This is a genomic window from Nocardia sp. NPDC050697, from assembly GCF_040654395.1.
Taxonomy (GTDB): Bacteria; Actinomycetota; Actinomycetes; order Mycobacteriales; family Mycobacteriaceae; genus Nocardia.
Map to the genome: position 1 here is coordinate 463,553 of NZ_JBFAHY010000005.1, position 19,779 is coordinate 483,331.

Here is a 19,779-nt window from a genome sequence, read left to right on the forward strand (position 1 = left end):
GCGCAGCTGCTGGGTGCGGACCATAGTCGCCGGGTACGACACCGGACATACTCGCAGGTCAGCGCAGCTGCTGGATGCGGACCATATTGCCCGCGGGGTCGCGGACGGCGCAGTCCCGGACGCCGTAGGGCTGCTCGGTCGGCTCCTGCACGATCTCCACGTCCGCGGCCGAGACGGTGGCGAAGGCGCCGTCCAGGTCCTCGGTGGCGAGCAGCACGCTGGCGTAGGTGCCCTTCGCCATCATCTCGGCGATGGTGCGCTTCTCGTCCTCGGTGACACCGGGGTCGGCCGCGGGCGGGTAGAGCACGATATTGATGCCGGGGTGCTCGGCCGGGCCGACCGTGATCCAGCGCATGCCGTTGTAGCCGACGTCGTTGCGCACCTCGAAGCCGAGCGTGTCCCGGTAGAAGGCGAGCGAGGCCTCCGGATCGGTGTGCGGCAGGAAACTCGAGTGGATGGTGATGGTCATGCGGTTCACGCTAGAGGGGCCGCGGTGACCGGCGCTTCTCGATTCCTGATCGGTCGGGTGACCCGCTTGGCCACGCAGGACGGAATCCCCTCGGTCGCGTTCGCCGCCTCCTTGCGATAGACGCTCGGCGGCACCCCGACCAGCTCGGTGAACCGGGTGCTGAAGGTGCCGAGCGAGGAGCAGCCCACGGCGAAGCAGACCTCGGTGACGCTCAGGTCGCCGCGGCGCAGCAGCGCCATGGCGCGCTCGATCCGCCTGGTCATCAGGTACGAGTACGGCGACTCCCCGTACGCCTGCCGGAAGGCCCGGCTCAGGTGCCCGGCCGACATGTGCACGCCGCGGGCGAGCGCCTCGACATCCAGCGGCAGCTCGTACTCGCGGTCGATGCGATCGCGCACCCGGCGCAGCAGCGCGAGATCGCGTAGCCGCTGGTCCGCTCCTCGGGTGCCCACGGGTGCATCGTGCCACGTCAGCGGGCGCTTGCCCAGCACCGGGAAGTGGGGGCAGGCGTTGTGGGCTGTCACAGAAGGCGCCGCAGACCGCCCGGATATGCACCAACGGATCACATCACGACTGGTGCTGACGCAACCGAATCGTTACCGTCGAGGTCGCTGTTTCCAAGCTAGGACGATAACGAATGACTCTTTCCACGTGGCCCGATCAGGACCTCCCCCTGCTGCGCGAGGTCGCCGGCCGCATCGCCGTCGTGATCCAGGGCAGCACCGACAGCCGGCAGGCGCTGGCCGACTTCACCGAGGCGCTCCCGCACGCCGGGCAACTGGCGCGGGTGCTCATCGAGTACTCCAGCCGGTGGTTCGACCGCTCCAGCGGGGACTCGACCATGATGGGCCCCGAGCTCTTCTGGACCCTCACCGAGTTCGTGCCGCCCGCCCTGCCGCAGAACCGTGAGCAGGGGGGAACCGAGTACCACCACGTCGAGCGCACCAGGCACCTGCTGCTCATCTGCGTGCTGGAGCAGCTCGCCGTCACCCAGTTCGCCCCCTCCCAGGGTGGGGATGCCTCGACCCGGCACCGCTACGGCGACAACGCCGTCCCGGTACTCACCTCCAGGCTCCGGTCCGCTCCAGACGTCGAAGGCACGGCGTAAACAACATCGCCGGGCCTTCGCGCCCCTTCGGGGGCTCGTGATTCCGCACCCGCGACTGGCGCCTGCGGCGCATGCGCTGCGGGTGCGGAATCACGAGCCGGGCCGCGAACCGGGATCCGTGCGTCTGCGAGCGCGGGTCAGTAAGGGGGCGCCTATGCCGTGGATTACGACGCTGATCAGCACGGTCACCCCGGTGACGGTGAGGGCGTACTCCCCGAGGTCTTCGTCGAGGGCGTTGTAGGCGAGCAACCCGAAGACGATGGTGGCGGTGCCGCGCGGTCCGAGCGCGCCGACGAGCAGCCGCTCGCGGTGCGGAAGCGGGGAGCCGAGCAGGGCGAGCAGCACCGGGCCGAGCCGGAGCACGGTCAGGGCGAGCACGGCGAAGAGCACCAGCCCCCAGTCCAGCAGCGGCGCGGCGCCGAAGACGATCAGGAAGCTCGCGCCGAAGGCGAACCAGAGGATCAGCCCGGCCACCAGGCTCACGTCGTCGATCAGCGCCAGCTCGCGCTCGGCCGGGAGCGCCCGCGACATCCGCACGGCGTCGCGGGAGCGCACCGCCTTGTAGGCGAGCCCGCAGGCGAAGGCCGCGACGAAGCCATTGGCGTGCCAGGCCACCGCGGCGCCGTAGGCGAGCAGCGGCAGCGCGACCAGCCCGATCCGGAACGCCTGCGGATCGGTGCTCCCGCGCACCCGCGCCCGCGTCCCGGCCCACGCGGTCACCGCGCCGACGACCAGCCCGACGGCGACCGCCGTGCCGAACGCCGGAATCGCGTCTTGCAGCGCCACCAGGGGATTCGTTTCGGCCCCTGCCCCGGTCGCGAGCGTCAGCGCGAAGGCGAAGACCGGGGCGACGATGCCGTCGTTGTACCCGCTCTCCACCGCGACCAGGTGCCGCACCCGGGCCGGGATGCCGCGCTCCCGCACGATCTCGGCGGCGGGCGCGAAATCGATCGGCACCACGATGCAGGCGATCAGCACCAGCACCGCCGGCGAGAGCTCCGGGATGAGCAACCACCCGGCGAGCACCGCGAGCCCGATGCTCAGCGGCAGCGCCAGGAAGAGCAGCCGCGCCGCCGCCCTCGGCTCGCCGCCGAAGATCCCGCCGCGCACCTCGGTGGCGTCCACGAAGAGCAGCACCGCGAGGATGACCTCGGCGGCGTGCAGCGCCACCTCGCTGTTCAGGAAGGGCGCGACATCGGTCGAGGAGAAGGTCCCGAACACCGCGCCCGCGGCGACCATGGCGAGCGGGGCGTGGATCAGCCGGCGCCGCAGCAGCGTGGCGCTCAGCGACCACAGCACCACGACGCCGGTGAAGACCACCAGCACCAGGACCATGGGGTGTGATTCTGCCCCGGCCCCGGCCGGTCAGCCGCGCTCGGCGCGCCCGGCCTCCCTGCCGACGGTGTGCAGGTGCCCGAGCGCCTCCCGGTAGGAGGCGAGGAATCCGGTGGCCCGGTAGGGCAGCCCGATCTCGGCGCAGTACGCGGCGACCAGCGGCTGCGCCCGGCGCAGGTGCGGCCGCGGCATGGACGGGAAGAGGTGGTGCTCGACCTGGTAGTTGAGCCCGCCGAAGGCGGTGTCGAGCAGCCGCCCGCCGAGCACATTGCGCGAGGTGAGCACCTGCTTGCGCAGGTGGCCGGTGGTGTCACCGGCGGCGAGCACCGCCATGCCCTTGTGGTTCGGCGCGAAGGTGGTGCCCATGTAGAGCCCGAAGAGCGCCTGGTGCAGCGTGATGAAGACCAGGGCCTTCACCGGGGAGAGCACCAGGAACACCAGCAGCAGGTAGCCGAGCGCGTGGCTAGCGAGCAGCGCCGCTTCCCAGCCCCGGTTCGGGATGGGCCAGCGCAGCACCCCGCGCCAGCTGGAGATCCGCAGGCTCAGCCCCTCCAGCGTGAGCATCGGGAAGAAGAGCACGCCCTGGTGCCGCACCACGAACCGGCGGTAGCCGCGCGCCATCCGGGCGCGCGCGCCGGAGTGCGCGAGGATGCCCATGATGTCCGGGTCGGCGTCCTCGGTGTTCGGGTGCGCGTGGTGCCTGTTGTGGTTGCTGGTCCACCAGCCGATGCTCACCCCGATGAGCAGGTTGCCGACGAGCGCGCCGTAGACGTGATTGGCCCGGCGGCTCGCGAAGATCTGCTTGTGCCCGGCGTCGTGGCCGAGGAAGGCGAACTGCGCGAAGAGCGCCGCGAGCACGACGGCGATCCCCAGCGTCCACCAGCTGTCGCCGAGCCCGATCAGCAGCGCGTAGCAGCCGAGCAGCAACCCGACGGTCACCGCCGTGCGCCTGATGTACTGCGGCACGGCCGGTTCCAGCAGCCCGGCCTCGCGCACCCGGCGCAGCAGCACCGCGAACTCACTGCCGCGCGCCGTCTCGGCCCGCTTCTCCGCCACCGGTCGCATCACGTCCCGCTCTCGCCGTCGTCCCTCGGCCGTTCTGCGCCAGGGAACGACAGCGATCTGCCCGGCGGGGGCTCACGCGGCCACGAACCGGCGACCGGTGCATGAACAATAGCGCGCGGCGGGTCACCTCACCGCTGCGGCTCCGCGCCCTCGATGAGCGCCACCCGGGCCAGCACCTGTTCGGCCATCTTGACGTGCGCCGCGTCCACCAGCACCCCGCCGACGCCGACCGCGCCGCGTCCGGCCGCCTCGGCCTCCCGGTACGCCTTCATGTTCCGCTCGGCCAGCGCGATCTCCTCCGGCGTCGGCGAGTAGACGGTATTGGCGATCGGGATCTGCACCGGGTGGATGGCCCACTTGCCGGTGTAGCCGAGCAGCGAGGCGCGGCGGGCGTCGCGCTCGTACCCCTCGGTATTGCCGTAGTCCGGGAAGGGGGCGTCGATGGCGTCGATCCCGGCGATCCGCGCCGCCACGATGACCTTGGCCCTGGCGTAGTGCCAGAAGTCGCCGGGGTAGTCGCCGAGCGGCTCGAAGTTGGTGTCCACCCGGGCGCCCTGGGAGAGCGAGAAGTCGCCGACGCCGAAGATGATGGCGTCCACCCGCGGGCTGGCGGTGGCGATGGCCTCGGCATTGGCCAGCCCCTCGACCTCCTCGATCAGCACCTCGAGCCGGATCTGCTTCTCCAGCCCGAGTTTCAGCTCCAGCTGGGTGAGCAGCACGTCCACCCACCAGACGTCCCTGGCGGTTTTGGCCTTGGGCACCACGATGGTGTCCAGGTTGCGCCCGGCCCTGGTGACGACCTCGATGATGTCGTCGTGGCACCACTCGGTATCCAGCCCGTTGATCCGGATGGCGCGCGCGGTGCGGCCCCAGTCCAGCTCGTTGAGCGCGGTGATCGCCTTCTCCCGCGACCCCTCCTTGAGGCTCACCGGGGTGGCATCCTCCAGGTCGAGGAAGACCAGGTCGGCGCCGAGCGTGACGGCCTTGGCGAACATGTGGTCGTTGCAGGCGGGCAGCGCCAGCTCCGAGCGGCGGAGCAGCTTCGTCATCGGGAACGTTTCCTTCCGTGGGGAGTTCAGAGCACGCCGCGGGAGCGCAGCTCGGCCAGCTCGGTGGCGCCGAGCCCGAGCAGCTCGCCGTAGACGGCGGCATTGTGCTCGCCGAGCCGGGGCCCGAGGTGGGCGACCTCGCCGCGGGTTCCGGAGAACCGCGCGACCGGGGCCTGCACCGTGACGGTGCCCAGCTCGGCGTCCTCGACCGGGACGAAGACCTCGCGGTGCTTCATCTGGTCGTCGGTCACCAGGTCGGCGATGTCGTAGACCGGGGCGGCGGCCACCTCGAACTCGTCGAAGACCGCCATGGCCTCGGCGAGCGTGTGCGCCGAGACCCATTCGGCCACCGCGGCGTCCACCTCGGCGGCCCTGGCGAGCCGGCGCTGCGGGTCGGAGAAATCGGCGTCGGCCACCAGATCGGCGCGGCCGATGGCCCGGAAGACCCGCAGCGCCAGCGCGGGCGAGCTGCCGGACATGGCGAGCCAGCGCCCGTCCGAGGTGCGGTAGGTATTGCGCGGGGCCGAGATGTCCCAGCGGTTCCCGGCCCGCTCGCCGACCACCCCGAGCTGGTCGTAGGCGAGCAGGGTCTGCTCGAGCAGCCGGGCCAGCGGGTCGACCAGGTTGATGTCGATGAGCTGGCCGGGCCCGCCGTGCACGTCGCGGTGGTAGAGCGCCATGGCCACCGCGTAGGCGGCGTTCAGCGAGGCGACGCCATCGGCCAGCATGAACGGCGGCAGCGTCGGCGGCCCGGCGGCCTCGCCGGTGAGGTGCGCGAAGCCGCTCATGGCCTCGCCGAGCGTGCCGAAGCCGGGGCGCTCGCTCTTCGGGCCGGTGAGCCCGAAGCCGGTGATGTGCAGCATGATGAGCTTCGGGTTCACCGCGCGCAGGCTCGCGTAGTCGAGCCCCCAGCGCTCCAGCGTGCGCACCCTGGTATTCGCGACCACGACGTCGGCGTGCCCGGCCAGCTGCCGCAGCAGCGCCTGCCCCTCGGGTTGCCGCAGGTCGAGGGTGACCGACTTCTTGTTGCGCGACACCGACTTCCACATGAGCCCGACGCCGTCGCGCTGGTGCCCCCACGACCGGATCGGGTCGCCGCCGCTGGGCTGCTCCACCTTGATCACCTCGGCGCCGAACTCGCCCAGGTAGGTGGCGGCCAGCGGCGCCGCGGCCAGCGTGGCCATGTCGAGCACCCGGATGCCGTCCAGCATGGGACGGTCCGCCGCGGTCATCTACGCGCTCGTTCCGGCGGTCGAGCGGGACGCGCTCGGCACCGGCAGCCCGAGGTGCTCGCGCAGCGTGCTGCCCTCGTACTTCGTCCGGAAGAGCCCGGCGCGCTGCAGGTGCGGCACCACCATGCGGGTGACGTCCTCGAAGGCGCCCGGCATGTGCGTGGCGGCGAGCACGAAGCCGTCGCAGGCGTCGCCGTGGAACCACTCCGCCATCTGCTCGGCCACCTGCGCGCCGGTGCCGACGAAGCGCGGCCCCTGCAGCAGCGTGGCGCGGTGCCCGGCCAGGTCGCGCAGGGTGACGGTGCGGCCGAGGTGCTCGCGCAGGTTCTGCACCAGGCCGCGGATGCCGGAGACCGAGGCGATGAGCTCGTCGGTGACCGGGTCGTCGATGCCGTGCCGGGAGAAGTCGTAGTTCATGAGCTCGGAGAGCAGCGTCAGCGAGGCCATCGGGTGCACGAGCTCGTGCAGCAGCATCTCCTCGCGCTCGCGGGCGTGCGACTCGGTCTCGCCGACCACCGCGTAGGCCATGGGGCAGATCTTCACCGAGCGCGGGTCCCGCCCGGCCGCGTCGATCCGTGCCTTCTGGTCGGCGTAGTGCGACTTGGCCACCTCCAGCCCGGGATCGCCGGTGAAGATGAGCTCGGCCCAGCGCGAGGCGAATTCGCGGCCGCGCCCGGAGGAGCCGGCCTGGATCACCACCGGGCGCCCCTGCGGGGTGCGCGGCACGGTGAGCGGACCGCGGGCGGAGAAGAAGCGGCCGCTGTGGTTCAGCTCGTGCACCTTCGACGGGTCGGCGAAATCGCCGGTGCGGTCGTGCAGCAGCGCGCCCTCCTCCCAGGTGTCCCAGAGCCCGGCGACCACCTCGAGGAACTCGTCGGCGCGGTCGTAGCGCTCGTCGTGGCCGAGGTGCGCCTCGACGCCGAAATTCTGCGCCTCGCTGTCGTTCACCGAGGTCACCACGTTCCAGGCGGCCCGGCCGCCGGAGAGGTGGTCCAGCGTGGCGAAGGTGCGGGCCACGTGGAAGGGCGGGTAGTAGGTGGTGGAGTAGGTGGCGCCGAGCCCGATCCGCGAGGTGGCCTGGGCCAGCACGCCGAGCACCACGCTCAGGTCCAGCTTCACCGGGCGGGCGCCGTAGCGCACCGCCTCGGCGACCGAGCCGCCGTAGATGCCGGGCATGGCGAGCCGGTCGTCGAAGAACATGAGGTCGAAGCAGCCCTCCTCGAGCTGCCTGCCGACCTTCGCGTAGTAGGACGCGTCCAGGTACCCGTGCTCGGTGGCCGGGTGCCGCCAGGACCCCGAGTAGACCGAGGTACTGCCCGCCTGCATGAATGCGACCAGCGTCATCCGGTCGTCTCGTCTCGCTGTCATGCAGGGAATTTAACATCTGATATATCAGATGCCAACCCTTACATGCATTCATTGCTAGACTCCGGCGCATGGCTGGATCGGTCGACATCGCGGGCACCGTGCGGGAACGGGCGGCGCGGGAGCTGCGCGACCGCATACTCACCGGGGTGCTGGCGCCGGGGTCGCGCATCGACCTGGACGCCATCACCGAGGAGTTCGCCACCTCCCGCACCCCCGTGCGCGAGGCGCTGCTGGAGCTCTCCTTCGAGGGGCTGGTGCGGGTCGCGCCGCGCAGCGGCATCACCGTGATCGGCATCGGCGCCGACGACGTGCGCGACAGCTTCACCCTGCTCGGCGTGCTCACCGGGCAGGCCGCGGCCTGGGCCGCCGAGCGCAGCACCGACGCCGAGCTCGCACAGCTGCGCGAACTGGCGGCGGCGGTGGCGGCGCGGGCAGGCGACGACGCCATCGGCGAGGCGAACTGGAAGTTCCACCAGGCCATCCACCGGGCCGCGCACTCCCCCCGGCTGCTCACCCAGATCAAGCAGGCGGCGCGGGTGGTGCCCACCAATTTCCTGCGGCTCTTCCCGGATCACGAGAAGCACTCGCTGCACGAGCACGACGAGCTGCTCGACGCGCTGGCGGCGCGAGATCCCGACGCCGCCAGGCGGATCGCCGAGCGGCACGTGCTGGAGGCGGGGATCTCGCTGGCGGCGTGGCTGGAGAACGGCGGCGCCGCGGGCTGACCCGCCGCGCCCCGCCCCGGCGTCAGGCGGCGGGGGCCTGCAGGATGCCGAGCACGCGCTTGGCGGCGGCGTTGAAGCGGCCGAGGTTCACCGCGGGCGCGCTGGTGACCACCAGCAGCAGCGTCGAGCTGAGCGGGAAGACCCCGACGCAGCCGCGGTCGGCCTCGAAGACCGCGGACTGCAGCCTGCCCTGGGTCACCAGGTTGGTGAAGTGGTCACCGATGCCGATCGCGGCGGCGGCCATGGCGGAGCTGCGCATGGCGATCGAATCACCGTGCGTCATCTGCCCCGACACGTCGTCGGCCGCGACCACGAGCCCGTCCCGGCTGGTCATCACGGCGTGCTCGACGTCGGCGATCTCCTCGCAGGCGCGCTGCAGCAGCACGCCGACGGCACGGGGATCGCCGAGCGCGATCTCGTGCCGGTCGAACGCACGGCTCACAGCCGGATCGCCTGCTCGATCCGGCGCAGCTGGTGGCGGGCGAGGGCCAGGTTGCCGCGGGCCTTGTCCAGCGCCAGGTAGAGGAAGAGCTCCTCCCCGTCGTTCCGGATCAGCGGCATGATCAGGTGGTACTGCGCGCCGAGGGTGACCAGGATGTCCTGCACGCTGTCCCCGAGCTGCAGCGCCTCGACCGCGCGCAGCTTGGCCCGCAGCACCTCGGTGTTCAGCGCGCCCGCCATCTCCAGGTCGAACAGTTGGTTGCCGCCCTGCTTGCCAAGCAGCATTCCGCTGCGCATGTCGACGAGGGCGATGCCGATGGCGCCGTCCACGCTCATGCCGTCCCGGAGGGCGTCGTCGAGCTTCATATCTGGTGCACTCCTGAATCCCTGCGCCGGCGTCATCTCCGGGCGCCTTCGGTGGGACAATCTCGGTACCGCCCGGAGGGCGCGCTCGTCATTGATCATGGCTGTGAACGCGCCTCCAGGTGGGCGTCATGTTTTGTGGCCGAAACTCGGAAAACCGGTCGGTTCTCGTGAGCAGCGACAGCTTAGCAACGACCATCAGGTTGGTCGATACTTCAAAAACTTGACTTAGAGTCTGAAATAGATCCTTTTAATTGAGTCGGAGCCCACTATTTCCGGGCCGCCCCGCAACCCTGCGAACCCGCCTACCAGGGCCTTCATCCGCGCAGGTCAGCCGGTTTTCTTGATTTGCGAAGTCGGTGAATACCGGCGATAAACGTGATGCCGATCACAAAAATCGGCCATAGGGCATATTATTCCTGCATTTCCGCAGGAAATTAACTGATCGGGTGCTCAGGAGCTTTTCCAGCCCAGCGCGGGGGCGACCAGCTCGACCGCGTCGTGCAGGATCTGCTCGTACTCGGCGCGGTGGAATTCGTAGGGCAGCTCCAGCCGCAGCTCGGCGGTCTCGGCCAGCACCGGATCGGCCTCCAGCCGCTGCACGATCTCCGCGGCCGGGCCGACCAGGTCGGGGGCGAAGAGCACCCGGCGCTCGCCCTGCGGGCCGAGGGTGCGCTCGTGCCTGGACTCGGCGTAGCGCCGATACCGCTCGCGGGTGGCGCGATCGGCGCCGTCGGTGGGCACGATCACCCGGCCCACCGCCACCCGGCCCGGCCGCGCCGGGTCGCTCCGCTCCCGGTAGGCGCTGATCAGCGCCAGCTGGCTGGTGGCGAAGTCGTCGCTCCGCTCGCCGAGCACGATATTGCCGGTGAGCAGGTTCAGCCCGTACTCGCCGGCCCAGCGCACCGAGCGGGCGCTGGAGCCGCCGTACCAGAGCCGGTCGACGAGTCCGGGAGCGTGCGGTTGCAGCCGCGGCCGCTGGGTGTTGCCGGGCGAGTGGATGACGGTGTCCGGGCCGCCCAGGTAGCCGCCGCGCAGGTTCTCGACGAGCCGCTCGATGCGGGTGTAGGAGAGGTCGTAGGAGCGCCAGTCGCCGTCGAAGACCAGGTCGCCGATGAGCTCGGCGTGCGGCGGGGTGCCCGCGCTGAACCCCGGCTGCAACCGGCCGCGGGAGAGCACGTCGGCCAGCGCCAGATCCTCGGCCAGCCGGAACGGGCTCTCGTAGCCGATGGGAATCACCGCCGAGCCCAGCTCGATTCGCTTCGTCCGCTGCGCCGCCGCGGCCAGGAAGACCGCCGCCGAGCCGACCCCGTGCTCCAGGTGCCGCTGCCGGATCCAGCCGCCGTCGAAGCCGAGCCGCTCGCCGTACTCGAAGAGCTGGAGCGTGTCCTCCAGCCCGGTGCGGGGGTCGTCGTCGGCGAAGTTGCCCGGGGTGAGGAAGGCGAGGGTCGCGATACGAGGTGCCACCCTGCCAGGCAACCCGCCGGAGGCGGCGCGCGCCACGGTTGCGTTCGGCCGGAACGCAACCCTTCCCCGCCAGGCTGAGCCGCCGTCCGCGGATGTCCGCCCAGCGAGTGACGACCGCGCGGGCCGCGGCGCCTACGATGCAGGGCGGACAAGGCATTCGAAACGGGAGGTTCGGGGCGATGGACGGCGGCACTTCGGCGCTGCACCGGGCGGTGGACGCGGCCGCGGGGGGCGACGGGGACGCGCTCGGCGCGCTGCTCGACCAGGTGCGACCCTTCGTGACCAGGTACTGCCGGGCCCGGCTCGGCACCGGCCCGGCGGACGCCGTCGCCACCGGCATCTGCACCGACCTGCTCACCGCGCTCCCCCGCTTCCGCGAGTCCGGCGGCTCGTTCCTGGCCTTCGCCTACCGGATGACCTCGCGCACCGTCGCCGATGTCCTGTGCCGCCGGGGCACGGGCAGCCCGGAACCCCTAGGGGAACTCCCGGAGTCGCAGCGCGAGGTGCTGGTGCTGCGGCTGGTGCTCGGGCTCTCCGCCGACGAGACCGCCAGCGCGCTGCACACCACCATCGGCGTGGTCCGGGTCACCCAGCACCGGGCGCTGGACACGCTCCGGACCACGCTCGCAGCGTGAGTTTCAGCGCCGCTCGAAGGGGATCTGCTCACCCGCCTCCACCGCGACCGCGAGCCGGTTGCGCGCGGGCGGCAGCGGGCAGGTGGCCAGGTCGGTGTAGGCGCAGGGCAGGTTGGCGGCCCGGTTGAAGTCGAGCACGACGCTGCCGTCGGCGGCGGGCGCGGGCAGCTGCAGCACCCGGTTCGCGGCGTAGGTGGTGACGCCGGAGGTGGCGTCGGTGAAGAGCACGGTCAGCGTGCCGGGCGCCTTGCCGGGGAAGGCGGTGAGCCGCTGCTCGGCGCCGCCCAGCTCGAAGGTGATCTCACCGGGGGCGTCGTAGACGTGCTCCAGCCCCTCCACCGAGGCGCCGACCGTGGTCGGCTCCGGTGCGGCGAAGGCGCGGTACTCCCCGGTGACCACCCACTTCTCGTTCGGCGGGTAGGCCGGGGTGCCGCGGAAGGCGGTGCGCAGGGCATTGCCCGGGTGCCGGGGCCGCACGATGTCGAAGCCGCCGCGCTTGGCCACCTCGATCACCGCGTCGCCCCAGACCGCGTTCACCCCGCCGCGCTCCGGGATCGGCGCGAACCGGTGCGTCCCGGTGATGGTTTCGCCGTCGACCACCAGTCCTTCGCCGGGGCCGAGCGCCACCGTGACCCCCTCCGGCCCGGCCGACCAGGCGCCGGGCGCGTCGTCGAACCGCTCCGGCTCCGGCCCGAGCCAGTGCAGCGCGGTGATCGCCAGGAACCCGTGCGGATCGGCCAGCCGCGCCTCCTGCCCGCGGTGCCACTCCTCCCAGGCCGCCGCGAATGCCGTCCCGGTCTCCGCCGCCGACGTCGTCATGCCCGCTCCTCGCGTTCGTAGGAAGGTTCATGGTGGCAGCGCGCCGGGAGCGCGGCCGAGGGTTGGGCTCAGCGGGAACCGAACTCCGGCGGCTCGAAGGCGCGGACCGGGGGCGGCTCCCCGGCGAACTTCTCGACCTGGACCAGGCAGCTGTTCGGCGACGGCCCCTGGGCCAGCGGGCTGGTGCCGATATCGGGGGTGACGACGTTCGGATTGCCGTGCCGCTCCAGGCCGAGCGCGTCGTCGGGGTCGAACCAGGCGCCGGTGGCGATCTGGGCGACGCCGGGGAGCAGGGCGTCGGAGGTGGTGACGCCGGCGAGGAAGGCGCCGCGGTCGTTGAAGACGCGGGCGAGGTCGCCGTCGCGGAGGCCGCGCGCGGCGGCGTCGGCGGGGTGCAGCCGCAGCGGTTCGCGGCCGGCGATCTTGGCGTCGCGGCTGGCGGGGCCGTTGTCGAGCTGGCTGTGCAGGCGGGTGGCGGGCTGGTTCGAGAGCAGGTGCAGCGGGAAGCGTTCGGCGGCGGGGGCGCCGAGCCATTCGCGCTCCGGGTACCAGGCGGGGTGGCCGAGCAGATCACCCGCCTCGGCGATGGCGCGGGAGTAGATCTCGATCCGGCCGGACGGGGTGCGCAGCGGGTACCGCTCGGGGTCGGCGCGGAAGAGCTCGAGGTCGTGGTCGCGCTCGGGGAGCTGGGGGCGCAGGTCGAGCGGCGGGCCGGTGCGGAAGTCGCGGTAGGCGGGGAGCTCGATACCGGCCGCGGCGGCGTCGGATCGGGTTGTCTCCCAGACGTGTTCGATCCACTCGGCGGTGCCGCGGCGCTCGGTGAAGGCGGGGCCGAAGCCGAGCCGCTCGGCCAGCGCGGCGAGCACGGCGTGGTCGTCGCGGGCCGCGCCGTACGGCTCGAAGACCCGGTGCATGGGGGTGAGCCAGTGGTCGCTGGAGCTGCCCGCGAAGTCCTCGCGCTCCAGGGTGGTGGTGACCGGGAAGACGATGTCGGCGTGCCTGGCGGTGGCGGTCCAGCTGTGCTCGTTCACGATCACGGTGCCGGGGCGGGTCCAGGCGCGGCGCAGCCGGTTCAGGTCCTGGTGGTGGTGGAAGGGGTTGCCGCCGGCCCAGTAGATCAGCTCGATCTTCGGGTAGACGCGGTCGGCGCCGTTGTAGCGGTAGGTCTCCCCCGGGCGCTCCAGCAGCTCGGTGATGCGGGAGACCGGGACGGTCTCCGGCACCGGGTTCGGTCCCTGCGGAACGGTGCCGATCCGGAAGGGCGGCACCCGGCGCTGCAGCGTGGTCCCCTTGCCGACGCCGGACCCCATCTGCACGCCGCCGCCGGGCAGCCCGATGTACCCGAGCGCGGCGGCGAGCGCCCATGCGGCCCAGTAGACCTGCTCGCCGTGCCGGGCGCGCTGCACCGCGTAGGAGAGCCCGATCAGGCTGCGCCCGGCGGCGAGTTCCCGTGCCAGCGCACGGATCTCGGCCGCGGGCACACCCGACAGCTCGGCCGCCCACTCCGGCGTCTTGGGCACCCCGTCGGCGCCGCGGACGTAGCGCGCGAACTCGTCGAGGCCGGTGGTGTAGCGGGCCAGGAAGGCGTCGTCCTGCAGGCCGTCGGCGAGCACCGCGTGGACCAGCGCGAGCAACACCGGGACGTCGGCATTGGGGCGGCAGGGCAGCCAGCGGGCGCCGACCGCGGCGTCCACGTCGTCCCGGATCGGCCCGACGTGCACGATCCGCACCCCGGCCGCGCGCAGCTCGGCGAGGTGGCCGCGGTCGTCGTGCGCGCCGATCCCGCCCGGGTTCACCTGAGTGTTGCGGCTCGCCGCGCCGCCGAAGAGCACCAGGGTGCGGCAGTGCGCGGCCACCTCGACGGTGGTCGGCGCCTGCTTGCCCGCGTAGTAGGCGTTCAGCCCGATGACGTGCGGCACGATCACCTCGGCCGCGGCGAAGGAGTAGGTGTCGACCGAGTCGGTGTAGCCGCCGGCCAGCCGCAGGAAGCGGTGCAGCTGCCCCTGCGCGTGGTGGAAGCGGCCCGCGCTGGCCCAGCCGTACGAGCCGCCGTAGATGGCGCTGTTGCCGTGCGCGGCAATGGTGTCGCGCAGCGCGGCGGCCGCGAGATCGAGCGCCTCGTCCCAGCCGACCTCGACGAAGGGCTCGCGGCCGCGGCCGGAGCGGTCCCGGTCGCGCAGGTAGCCGCGCCGGACCGCGGGGCGCGCGATGCGCACCCCCGGATCCCGCGCCCCGGCCAGCGAGCGCCCGATCGGCGACGGCTCGGGGTCGGTACCGGCGGGCCGCACCGCGATCCCGCCGTCCGGCGCGGCGCCGACCAGGTAGTTGCCCCAGTGCGTCGCGGTGAGCCGCGGCTCCGGCATGTGCTCCCCCTCGGGTGACGGCGAAACCCCGAGGTTACCGGCGCTCAGGGCAGGACCGAGCAGGCGATCCCCAGGTCGATGCCGGTGCCGACCTGGACCCGCACCGATTTCTCGCCGCCGATCTGCACCGCGTGCAGGGTGTGCGCGCCGCGCTCGTGCGGGGTCCAGATGGCGGTGGCGAGCCCGCTCGGGCCCACCGGGATGGCCCACGGCGGGTCGAACGAGCCCTGCTGGCTGTCGTAGAAGCTCACGTACTCGCCGGGCGCCGCGTTCGCGGTGACGGTGTAGGCGCAGCCGGTGCCGTACGGCGTCGAGCTGCCGCCGGAGACCCCCGGTTCCACGGTGATGCCGGTGATCTCGGCCCCCGCGGGCGCGGCCGCCACCGCCAGTACCGCCGCCGCTACCAAACCCACTGTGCACAGTGCCCTCATCGCTGTCCTTCCGTCGCGCTCTCCCCCAGGGTGCCCGCGGGCACCCCCGCCCGAAACGCCGCTACCCGATCCGCACCGGCACCCGCGTCCACCCCGCGACGCTGGTCTCCCGCGACCGCCGCAGCCCGGCCCGGTCGACGCGGAACTCCGGCATGGCCTCGACCATGGCCTCCAGCCCGATCCGCCCCTCCAGCCGGGCCAGCGCGGCGCCGAGGCAGCGGTGGATGCCGTAGCCGAAGCCGAGGTTGTTGCCGCTGAACGCCCTGGTGATGTCGAACCGCTCGGCCTCCGGGATCGAGCGGGGATCGCGGGTGGCCGCGGCGAGCAGCATGAGCACCGGGCTCCCCGCCGGGATCGTGCGGCCGTGCAGCTCGACATCGCGCAGCGTGTACCGCACGTCGTACTGCACCGGCCCCTCGTACCGCAGCACCTCCTCGAAGGCGCCGGCCAGCAGCGAGCGGTCCGCGCGCAGCGCCCGCCACTGCTCGGGGTGCGCGTCGAAGAGCACCGCCGCGCTGCCGAGCAGCTTGGCGACGGTCTCCGCGCCCGCACCGGCGAGCAGCGAGACGAAGCCGAGGATCTCGCGGTCGGTGAGCCGGGTGGCGGCGCCCTCCTCCCGATCCACCTCGACCTCGATCAACCGGCTGATCATGTCGTCCCGCGGCCGCGCCCTGCGCTCGGCGATCAGCGCGGCGTAGTACCCGGTGCTCGCCTGCGACGCCGCCCGCCCCGCCTCGCTCATCCCCAGCTGCCCCGGCTCGCGCTCCAGCGGAATCGCCAGCCACTGCCGCAGCTGCTGCCGATCCGCCTTCGGCACCCCGAGCATGGTGGTGATGACCTCGATCGGGAAGAGGTTCGAGTAGTCGGCGACCACGTCGGCCGTGCCGCCGCGCAACCCCTCGGCGAAGGCGCGCACGGTCTCCCGGATCATGGGCTCCAGCCCGGCGATGGCGCGCGGCGTGAAGACCGCGCTCACCAGCTTGCGCATCCGGGTGTGCTCCGGCGGATCCATCATGATGATCATGGGAATGCGCTGCTCCGGCGGCTCCGGGGCGAGCACCTGCTCCAACGTGACCCCGCGGCCCGAGGAGTAGGTGTCGAAGTCCTTCATGCCGGGCACCACGTCGGCGTAGCGGGAGAGCGCCCAGAAGCCGTAGCGGGCGCTGTGGTAGACCGGCGCGTCGTCGCGCAGCCGGCGGTAGACGGCCTGCGGGTCGTCGTGGAACGCGGCGGAGAAGGGATCGAAATCGATGGCGTCGTCGGCGACGAGCGAGTGATTCATGGCATACCTCTTGTCTGTCCAGCCGTCGCCAGGATTACACTTCTTACAGAATCCGTAAAGGTTGTAAAGTGCCCTCGATTTCCCCCGCCGACCACGGCACCCGTACCCGCATCCTCCGGGCAACCTTCGAGGTGCTCTCCCGCAAGGGCCACGGCAAGCTCAGCCTCTCCGACGTCGCCGCGCAGGCCAAGGTCTCGCGCCCGACGCTCTACCGCTTCTTCGGCTCCAAGGCCGAGCTGCTCGCCGCCTTCGGCGCCTACGAGACCGGCAATATCGAGGCGGCGCTGCGGCTCGTCACCGACGGGCTGGAAGGGTCCGCCCGGCTCGACGCGGTGCTGCGCTACATGGTCGAGCACCAGGGCTCGTACTCGCTGAGCCGCCTGGTGGACATCGAGCCGGACTACGTGCTGGTCCAGCTGGAGCGGGTCATCCCGATCATGCGGCGGCTCATCGAACCGCTCGTCACGCAGGGCGATCCGCGGATCGTCGCGGGCACGCTGGTGCGGCTGGCGGTCGCGCACTACCTGGTCGGCGGGGACGACCGGGCGGAGTTCCTGGCCCAGCTGCGGCAGGCGGCGGGGATCGCCGGGCCCTGAAACCGCCTATCGCCCCATCGAAACCGGGAATGCAGCGGCTCCGCGGTGCCCGCGGTTCACCCGCCGCTGGTCGAATGGGATGGCATCGTCCGCGACGAAGGAAGAGGCCATGACCAGCACCGATACCCACGCCGGCGCGACCGTCGGGAAGCGCGTGACCGAGTTGACCACGATCTTCGAGCGGGGGCTGACCGAGAATCTCGGCGTCGGCGCGTCGCTCGGCATCCGGCTGGAGGCGGCGGGCGACGGGCACACCCGCTACTACCTGGACCCCAACCCGGCCACCCTCAATGCCATGTTCACGGTGCACGGCGGCGTGCTCGCCACGCTCATGGACACCGCCATGGGCAGCGCGGTCTTCACCAGGCTCGGCGACGGCGTCGCCTACACCACGCTGGAGCTCAAGCTGAACTTCATCCGCTCGGTGACGCTGGACGGCTCCCGGCTGACCTGCGAGGCGAACGCGGTGCACGTCGGCCGCCGCACCGCCACCGCGGAGGGCCGGATCACCGACGCCGCGGGCAAGCTGATCGCGCACGGCAGCACCACCATCCTGGTGCTCGCGCCCTGAGACGGAACCGTCCCCGCCGTGGGCGGGGGCGGTCCGGGTTTCAGGCTACGGTGCGGCACTCGTCGATGAAGCGCACCAGCTCGCCGAGGCGATCCGACTTGGCGTCCACCGCGCGGTCGATCACCTTGATCAGGTGCTCGTACGCCTCGGTGTGGTCGTAGGAGGCCACGTCGGCGATCTTCAGCGCCCAGCGCCAGTAACCGCGCATGGTATCGGCAAGGGGCATGCGGAAATTGGCGATGACGTCGCGCAGCGGGTCGACCACGTCGTCGCCGTGCACCCGCAGGTACCGGCCCACCACGTCGGCCATGAAACTGAAGTGCCGCGCCTCGTCCCTGGCCAGCCTGCCGAGCACCGCGGCCAGCACCGGCTCGTCGACCACGTCGCGCAGGTGTTGGTAGTACATCTGGGTCGCCTTCTCCTGCACCAGGGCGTAGGCGAAGAACTGCACCGGGTGGTCGTAGGGCAGCTCGAAGGGCTTCTGCCCCTCGATCGCGAGTTCGTCGCGCAGGGCGTCGCGCTCGGCGATGCCGGCGGCGTCCTGGTAGCGGGCCAGCGCCCTGGCGTGCGTGTCCTCCTCCAGCGCCCAGCGCACGGTGAAGTGGTAGAGCTCGCGGTTGTGCGTGAAGGTAGCGCGGTCGACGGTGCCGTCCACCGGGAAGTGCCGGTGGTAGACGTCGAAGTAGCCGGGCAGGTGGTCCTCGATGAGGGTGACGAAGCGGACCGCGGAGCGCTGCCCGTCGGTGAGCCGGTCGGCGTCGGCGCGGTCCCAGTCGAAGGCGGTCTCCACGTCCCAGGCGCGGGCGGCGGGCGAGGCGGCCAGGAAGCCGTCCACCGCGGCCGCCACCTCGGTCACCGGAATGAGCGCCGTCATCGGGAGTTCCGGCAGGTCAGGGCGTAATGCTTGGTGGTGTAGCCCCACCCGGCATTGGCGATCTCCAGGTAGTGCCGCAGCTGGGCGGCGAGGCCGGGGCGGTGCGCGTCGATGCGCTCGGCGGCGGCGTCGACATTGCTGATCCAGTCCTCGATGGTGCGGTGGTAGTGCGCGGTGAGGTCGTCCACGGCGGTGATCGAGAAGCCCGCGTTCTCGGCGGCGGTGACGAGGTCGGAGAGCGGGCGCAGGTCGCCCCAGCCGAAGATGTCCTCCCGCACGAACTCGGTGCCCGCCTTCGTGTCGAAGGCGTTGCGCGCGGCCTCGTTCCGGAAGCAGCTCTCCGAGACGTAGAGCGAGCCGCCACGTTTCAGCACGGTCTTCGCCCGGCGGAAGACGGCGTCCAGATCCGGCATGTGCACGATCGAGCCGAGCAGGGTGACCGCGTCGAAGCTCCTGGCGGGCAGGTCGAGCTGCTCGAAGTGGCCGACTCTCGTGTGCACCCGGTCGGCGACGCCGCGCGCGGCGGCCTGCTCGGCGATGTACCCGTGCTGGCGCGGCGCCGGGCTGATACCCGTTGTCTCGCAGCCGAACTCCTGCGCCATGAACAGGATCAGCGACCCCCACCCGCAGCCGACGTCGAGCAGCCGCTCCCCGCCGGTGAGCCCGAGCCGGTCCGCCACGAACCGCAGCTTGGTGCGCTGCGCCTGCTCCAGGGTGTCGCCCTCCGACTCGTACAGCGCCGAGCTGTACTTGCGCAGCGGGTCGAGGAACTGCCCGAAGATATCCGGGTCGAGGTCGTAGTGCTGATTGGTATCGGCCGTGACGGTCACGCCGCTTCCTCCCGCAGCGCGCGGTCCACCACGGACACCACGTCGTTCAGGCTGGAGAGGCCGAAGACCTCCTCGTCCTCCATCTCGATGTCGAAGGCGCGCTCGATCTTGGCGACCATGCGCAGCACCCGCACCGAGTCCACGCCCTCCATGCCGCGCAGATCGGCGTCGGGGCGCAGCTCGGCGCTCGGGATGCCGGTCTCGGCGGTGGCGATCTCGGTGACGGTACGCAGGATGTCGGCGGTGCTGGTCATGGCTGGACTCCGTTCGCGAGGGCGGTGGCGAGCAGGGCGACCTCGTCGTCGCCGAGGGTGAGCTGGTGCCGCACGGCGGCCAGCTCGAAGGGCTGGTAGCTGGCGGTCGAGGTGGCGCAGACCGTGCCGTCGGCAGCGCGCACCTCGGCCGAGGCCCGGATCGGGCCCGGCGCGGGCTCGGCGAGCGTGGCGACGCAGTGGTAGTCGCGGTCGATGAGCAGCGGGGTGAGGAAGCGGGTGCGCTGGCTGACGGTGAAGGCCGGGTGCTGCCTGGCGAGCACGATGAGGTTGCCCATGAGCTCGTCCGCGATCACCCCGATCATCCCGCCGTGCACCACCCCCGGGTACGACTCGAAGGCGCGGCCGAGCCGGAAGTCGGTGCGCAGCCCCTCCGGGTCCGGGGTGAAGCGCAGCCGCAGCCCGCCGGCGTTGTGCGGGGAGCAGCCGAAGCAGTGGTAGTCCGGGATCACCGACCACGGCACCCGCACGGTTCCGGTCATGA

23 protein-coding genes are annotated in these 19,779 nt (G+C 71.9%); 5 read left to right on the top strand and 18 right to left on the bottom strand.

Annotated features, from left to right (window positions below):
* Nucleotides 1-58: 58 nt before the first annotated feature.
* On the bottom strand, nt 59-469 hold the full coding sequence (locus tag AB0H71_RS20775) for a VOC family protein (RefSeq protein ID WP_357023130.1): 411 nt from the start codon (nt 467-469) through the stop codon (nt 59-61).
* A gap of 5 nt (nt 470-474) precedes the next feature.
* Nucleotides 475-921, bottom strand: coding sequence for a helix-turn-helix transcriptional regulator (locus AB0H71_RS20780; RefSeq protein ID WP_357023133.1), 447 nt, complete (start codon nt 919-921; stop codon nt 475-477).
* 185 nt (nt 922-1,106) lie between these two features.
* Between AB0H71_RS20780 and AB0H71_RS20785 the strand changes: the two genes are divergently transcribed.
* Entirely contained in the window at nt 1,107-1,577 is a 471-nt protein-coding gene (locus AB0H71_RS20785) for a hypothetical protein (RefSeq protein ID WP_067657928.1), read from the top strand.
* A gap of 90 nt (nt 1,578-1,667) precedes the next feature.
* Here the strand turns inward: AB0H71_RS20785 and AB0H71_RS20790 are convergent, their stop codons facing one another.
* From AB0H71_RS20790 to AB0H71_RS20810, 5 genes are all read right to left on the bottom strand, one after another.
* Nucleotides 1,668-2,912, bottom strand: a complete 1,245-nt coding sequence (locus AB0H71_RS20790) for a cation:proton antiporter (RefSeq protein ID WP_357023137.1) — start codon at nt 2,910-2,912, stop codon at nt 1,668-1,670.
* A 30-nt stretch (nt 2,913-2,942) separates the two neighbouring features.
* Nucleotides 2,943-3,977 (bottom strand): acyl-CoA desaturase, encoded by a 1,035-nt coding sequence (locus AB0H71_RS20795; protein ID WP_357023140.1) that lies wholly within the window; start codon nt 3,975-3,977, stop codon nt 2,943-2,945.
* Between the two features lie 128 nt (nt 3,978-4,105).
* On the bottom strand, nt 4,106-5,026 hold the full coding sequence (locus tag AB0H71_RS20800) for a CoA ester lyase (RefSeq protein ID WP_357023143.1): 921 nt from the start codon (nt 5,024-5,026) through the stop codon (nt 4,106-4,108).
* A gap of 26 nt (nt 5,027-5,052) precedes the next feature.
* Nucleotides 5,053-6,237 (bottom strand): CoA transferase, encoded by a 1,185-nt coding sequence (locus AB0H71_RS20805; RefSeq protein ID WP_357023322.1) that lies wholly within the window; start codon nt 6,235-6,237, stop codon nt 5,053-5,055.
* 21 nt (nt 6,238-6,258) lie between these two features.
* A complete protein-coding gene (locus AB0H71_RS20810; RefSeq protein ID WP_357023146.1) occupies nt 6,259-7,626 on the bottom strand; it encodes an LLM class flavin-dependent oxidoreductase in 1,368 nt (455 codons plus the stop codon).
* A 68-nt stretch (nt 7,627-7,694) separates the two neighbouring features.
* On the opposite strand from AB0H71_RS20810, the gene AB0H71_RS20815 reads away from it, so the two are divergent.
* Nucleotides 7,695-8,351: a GntR family transcriptional regulator gene (locus AB0H71_RS20815; protein ID WP_357023149.1), complete on the top strand. Its 657-nt coding sequence runs from the start codon at nt 7,695-7,697 to the stop codon at nt 8,349-8,351.
* Between the two features lie 22 nt (nt 8,352-8,373).
* Here AB0H71_RS20815 and AB0H71_RS20820 read toward each other — a convergent pair whose 3' ends face one another.
* From AB0H71_RS20820 to AB0H71_RS20830, 3 genes are all read right to left on the bottom strand, one after another.
* Complete coding sequence (locus AB0H71_RS20820; RefSeq protein ID WP_357023153.1) at nt 8,374-8,793, bottom strand: hypothetical protein; 420 nt, start codon at nt 8,791-8,793, stop codon at nt 8,374-8,376.
* On the bottom strand, nt 8,790-9,158 hold the full coding sequence (locus AB0H71_RS20825) for a hypothetical protein (protein WP_067657947.1): 369 nt from the start codon (nt 9,156-9,158) through the stop codon (nt 8,790-8,792). The genes AB0H71_RS20820 and AB0H71_RS20825 overlap by 4 nt, the downstream gene beginning before the upstream one ends.
* Before the next feature lie 450 nt (nt 9,159-9,608).
* Entirely contained in the window at nt 9,609-10,622 is a 1,014-nt protein-coding gene (locus AB0H71_RS20830; protein ID WP_357023157.1) for an LLM class flavin-dependent oxidoreductase, read from the bottom strand.
* Nucleotides 10,623-10,801: 179 nt separating this feature from the next.
* On the opposite strand from AB0H71_RS20830, the gene AB0H71_RS20835 reads away from it, so the two are divergent.
* Nucleotides 10,802-11,257, top strand: coding sequence for a sigma factor-like helix-turn-helix DNA-binding protein (locus tag AB0H71_RS20835; RefSeq protein ID WP_357023160.1), 456 nt, complete (start codon nt 10,802-10,804; stop codon nt 11,255-11,257).
* Between the two features lie 3 nt (nt 11,258-11,260).
* Here AB0H71_RS20835 and AB0H71_RS20840 read toward each other — a convergent pair whose 3' ends face one another.
* From AB0H71_RS20840 to AB0H71_RS20855, 4 genes are all read right to left on the bottom strand, one after another.
* Nucleotides 11,261-12,076: a DUF1684 domain-containing protein gene (locus AB0H71_RS20840; RefSeq protein ID WP_357023162.1), complete on the bottom strand. Its 816-nt coding sequence runs from the start codon at nt 12,074-12,076 to the stop codon at nt 11,261-11,263.
* 68 nt (nt 12,077-12,144) lie between these two features.
* Entirely contained in the window at nt 12,145-14,439 is a 2,295-nt protein-coding gene (locus AB0H71_RS20845; protein WP_357023164.1) for a molybdopterin-dependent oxidoreductase, read from the bottom strand.
* A 44-nt stretch (nt 14,440-14,483) separates the two neighbouring features.
* Nucleotides 14,484-14,852 (bottom strand): hypothetical protein, encoded by a 369-nt coding sequence (locus AB0H71_RS20850; protein ID WP_357023167.1) that lies wholly within the window; start codon nt 14,850-14,852, stop codon nt 14,484-14,486.
* Nucleotides 14,853-14,931: 79 nt separating this feature from the next.
* Nucleotides 14,932-16,152, bottom strand: coding sequence for a cytochrome P450 (locus AB0H71_RS20855; RefSeq protein WP_357023170.1), 1,221 nt, complete (start codon nt 16,150-16,152; stop codon nt 14,932-14,934).
* 68 nt (nt 16,153-16,220) lie between these two features.
* On the opposite strand from AB0H71_RS20855, the gene AB0H71_RS20860 reads away from it, so the two are divergent.
* Nucleotides 16,221-16,748 (top strand): helix-turn-helix domain-containing protein, encoded by a 528-nt coding sequence (locus AB0H71_RS20860; protein WP_357023173.1) that lies wholly within the window; start codon nt 16,221-16,223, stop codon nt 16,746-16,748.
* 109 nt (nt 16,749-16,857) lie between these two features.
* Nucleotides 16,858-17,319: a PaaI family thioesterase gene (locus AB0H71_RS20865; protein WP_357023176.1), complete on the top strand. Its 462-nt coding sequence runs from the start codon at nt 16,858-16,860 to the stop codon at nt 17,317-17,319.
* Nucleotides 17,320-17,359: 40 nt separating this feature from the next.
* Here the strand turns inward: AB0H71_RS20865 and AB0H71_RS20870 are convergent, their stop codons facing one another.
* The 4 genes from AB0H71_RS20870 to AB0H71_RS20885 are packed head-to-tail and all read right to left on the bottom strand — an operon-like array spanning nt 17,360 to nt 19,777.
* A complete protein-coding gene (locus AB0H71_RS20870) occupies nt 17,360-18,193 on the bottom strand; it encodes an acyl-ACP desaturase (RefSeq protein WP_357023179.1) in 834 nt (277 codons plus the stop codon).
* Complete coding sequence (locus AB0H71_RS20875) at nt 18,190-19,023, bottom strand: class I SAM-dependent methyltransferase (RefSeq protein ID WP_357023182.1); 834 nt, start codon at nt 19,021-19,023, stop codon at nt 18,190-18,192. The genes AB0H71_RS20870 and AB0H71_RS20875 overlap by 4 nt, the downstream gene beginning before the upstream one ends.
* Complete coding sequence (locus tag AB0H71_RS20880) at nt 19,020-19,277, bottom strand: acyl carrier protein (protein ID WP_357023185.1); 258 nt, start codon at nt 19,275-19,277, stop codon at nt 19,020-19,022. The genes AB0H71_RS20875 and AB0H71_RS20880 overlap by 4 nt, the downstream gene beginning before the upstream one ends.
* A complete protein-coding gene (locus AB0H71_RS20885) occupies nt 19,274-19,777 on the bottom strand; it encodes a PaaI family thioesterase (RefSeq protein ID WP_357023187.1) in 504 nt (167 codons plus the stop codon). Before AB0H71_RS20885 ends, AB0H71_RS20880 begins: the two co-directional genes overlap by 4 nt.
* Between the last annotated feature and the right edge of the window lie 2 nt (nt 19,778-19,779).

Excerpts from the sequence above, each read along its gene's own strand:
- AB0H71_RS20800 (WP_357023143.1), bottom strand. The coding sequence starts at position 5,026 with ATGACGAAGCTGCTCCGCCGCTCGGAGCTGGCGCTGCCCGCCTGCAAC.
- AB0H71_RS20815 (WP_357023149.1), top strand. The coding sequence starts at position 7,695 with ATGGCTGGATCGGTCGACATCGCGGGCACCGTGCGGGAACGGGCGGCG.
- AB0H71_RS20855 (WP_357023170.1), bottom strand. The coding sequence starts at position 16,152 with ATGAATCACTCGCTCGTCGCCGACGACGCCATCGATTTCGATCCCTTC.
- AB0H71_RS20870 (WP_357023179.1), bottom strand. The coding sequence starts at position 18,193 with ATGACGGCGCTCATTCCGGTGACCGAGGTGGCGGCCGCGGTGGACGGC.
- AB0H71_RS20810 (WP_357023146.1), bottom strand. The coding sequence starts at position 7,626 with ATGACAGCGAGACGAGACGACCGGATGACGCTGGTCGCATTCATGCAG.
- AB0H71_RS20865 (WP_357023176.1), top strand. The coding sequence starts at position 16,858 with ATGACCAGCACCGATACCCACGCCGGCGCGACCGTCGGGAAGCGCGTG.
- AB0H71_RS20785 (WP_067657928.1), top strand. The coding sequence starts at position 1,107 with ATGACTCTTTCCACGTGGCCCGATCAGGACCTCCCCCTGCTGCGCGAG.
- AB0H71_RS20790 (WP_357023137.1), bottom strand. The coding sequence starts at position 2,912 with ATGGTCCTGGTGCTGGTGGTCTTCACCGGCGTCGTGGTGCTGTGGTCG.
- AB0H71_RS20795 (WP_357023140.1), bottom strand. The coding sequence starts at position 3,977 with ATGCGACCGGTGGCGGAGAAGCGGGCCGAGACGGCGCGCGGCAGTGAG.
- AB0H71_RS20805 (WP_357023322.1), bottom strand. The coding sequence starts at position 6,237 with ATGCTGGACGGCATCCGGGTGCTCGACATGGCCACGCTGGCCGCGGCG.
- AB0H71_RS20885 (WP_357023187.1), bottom strand. The coding sequence starts at position 19,777 with ATGACCGGAACCGTGCGGGTGCCGTGGTCGGTGATCCCGGACTACCAC.
- AB0H71_RS20825 (WP_067657947.1), bottom strand. The coding sequence starts at position 9,158 with ATGAAGCTCGACGACGCCCTCCGGGACGGCATGAGCGTGGACGGCGCC.
- AB0H71_RS20835 (WP_357023160.1), top strand. The coding sequence starts at position 10,802 with ATGGACGGCGGCACTTCGGCGCTGCACCGGGCGGTGGACGCGGCCGCG.
- AB0H71_RS20845 (WP_357023164.1), bottom strand. The coding sequence starts at position 14,439 with ATGCCGGAGCCGCGGCTCACCGCGACGCACTGGGGCAACTACCTGGTC.
- AB0H71_RS20840 (WP_357023162.1), bottom strand. The coding sequence starts at position 12,076 with ATGACGACGTCGGCGGCGGAGACCGGGACGGCATTCGCGGCGGCCTGG.
- AB0H71_RS20775 (WP_357023130.1), bottom strand. The coding sequence starts at position 469 with ATGACCATCACCATCCACTCGAGTTTCCTGCCGCACACCGATCCGGAG.
- AB0H71_RS20880 (WP_357023185.1), bottom strand. The coding sequence starts at position 19,277 with ATGACCAGCACCGCCGACATCCTGCGTACCGTCACCGAGATCGCCACC.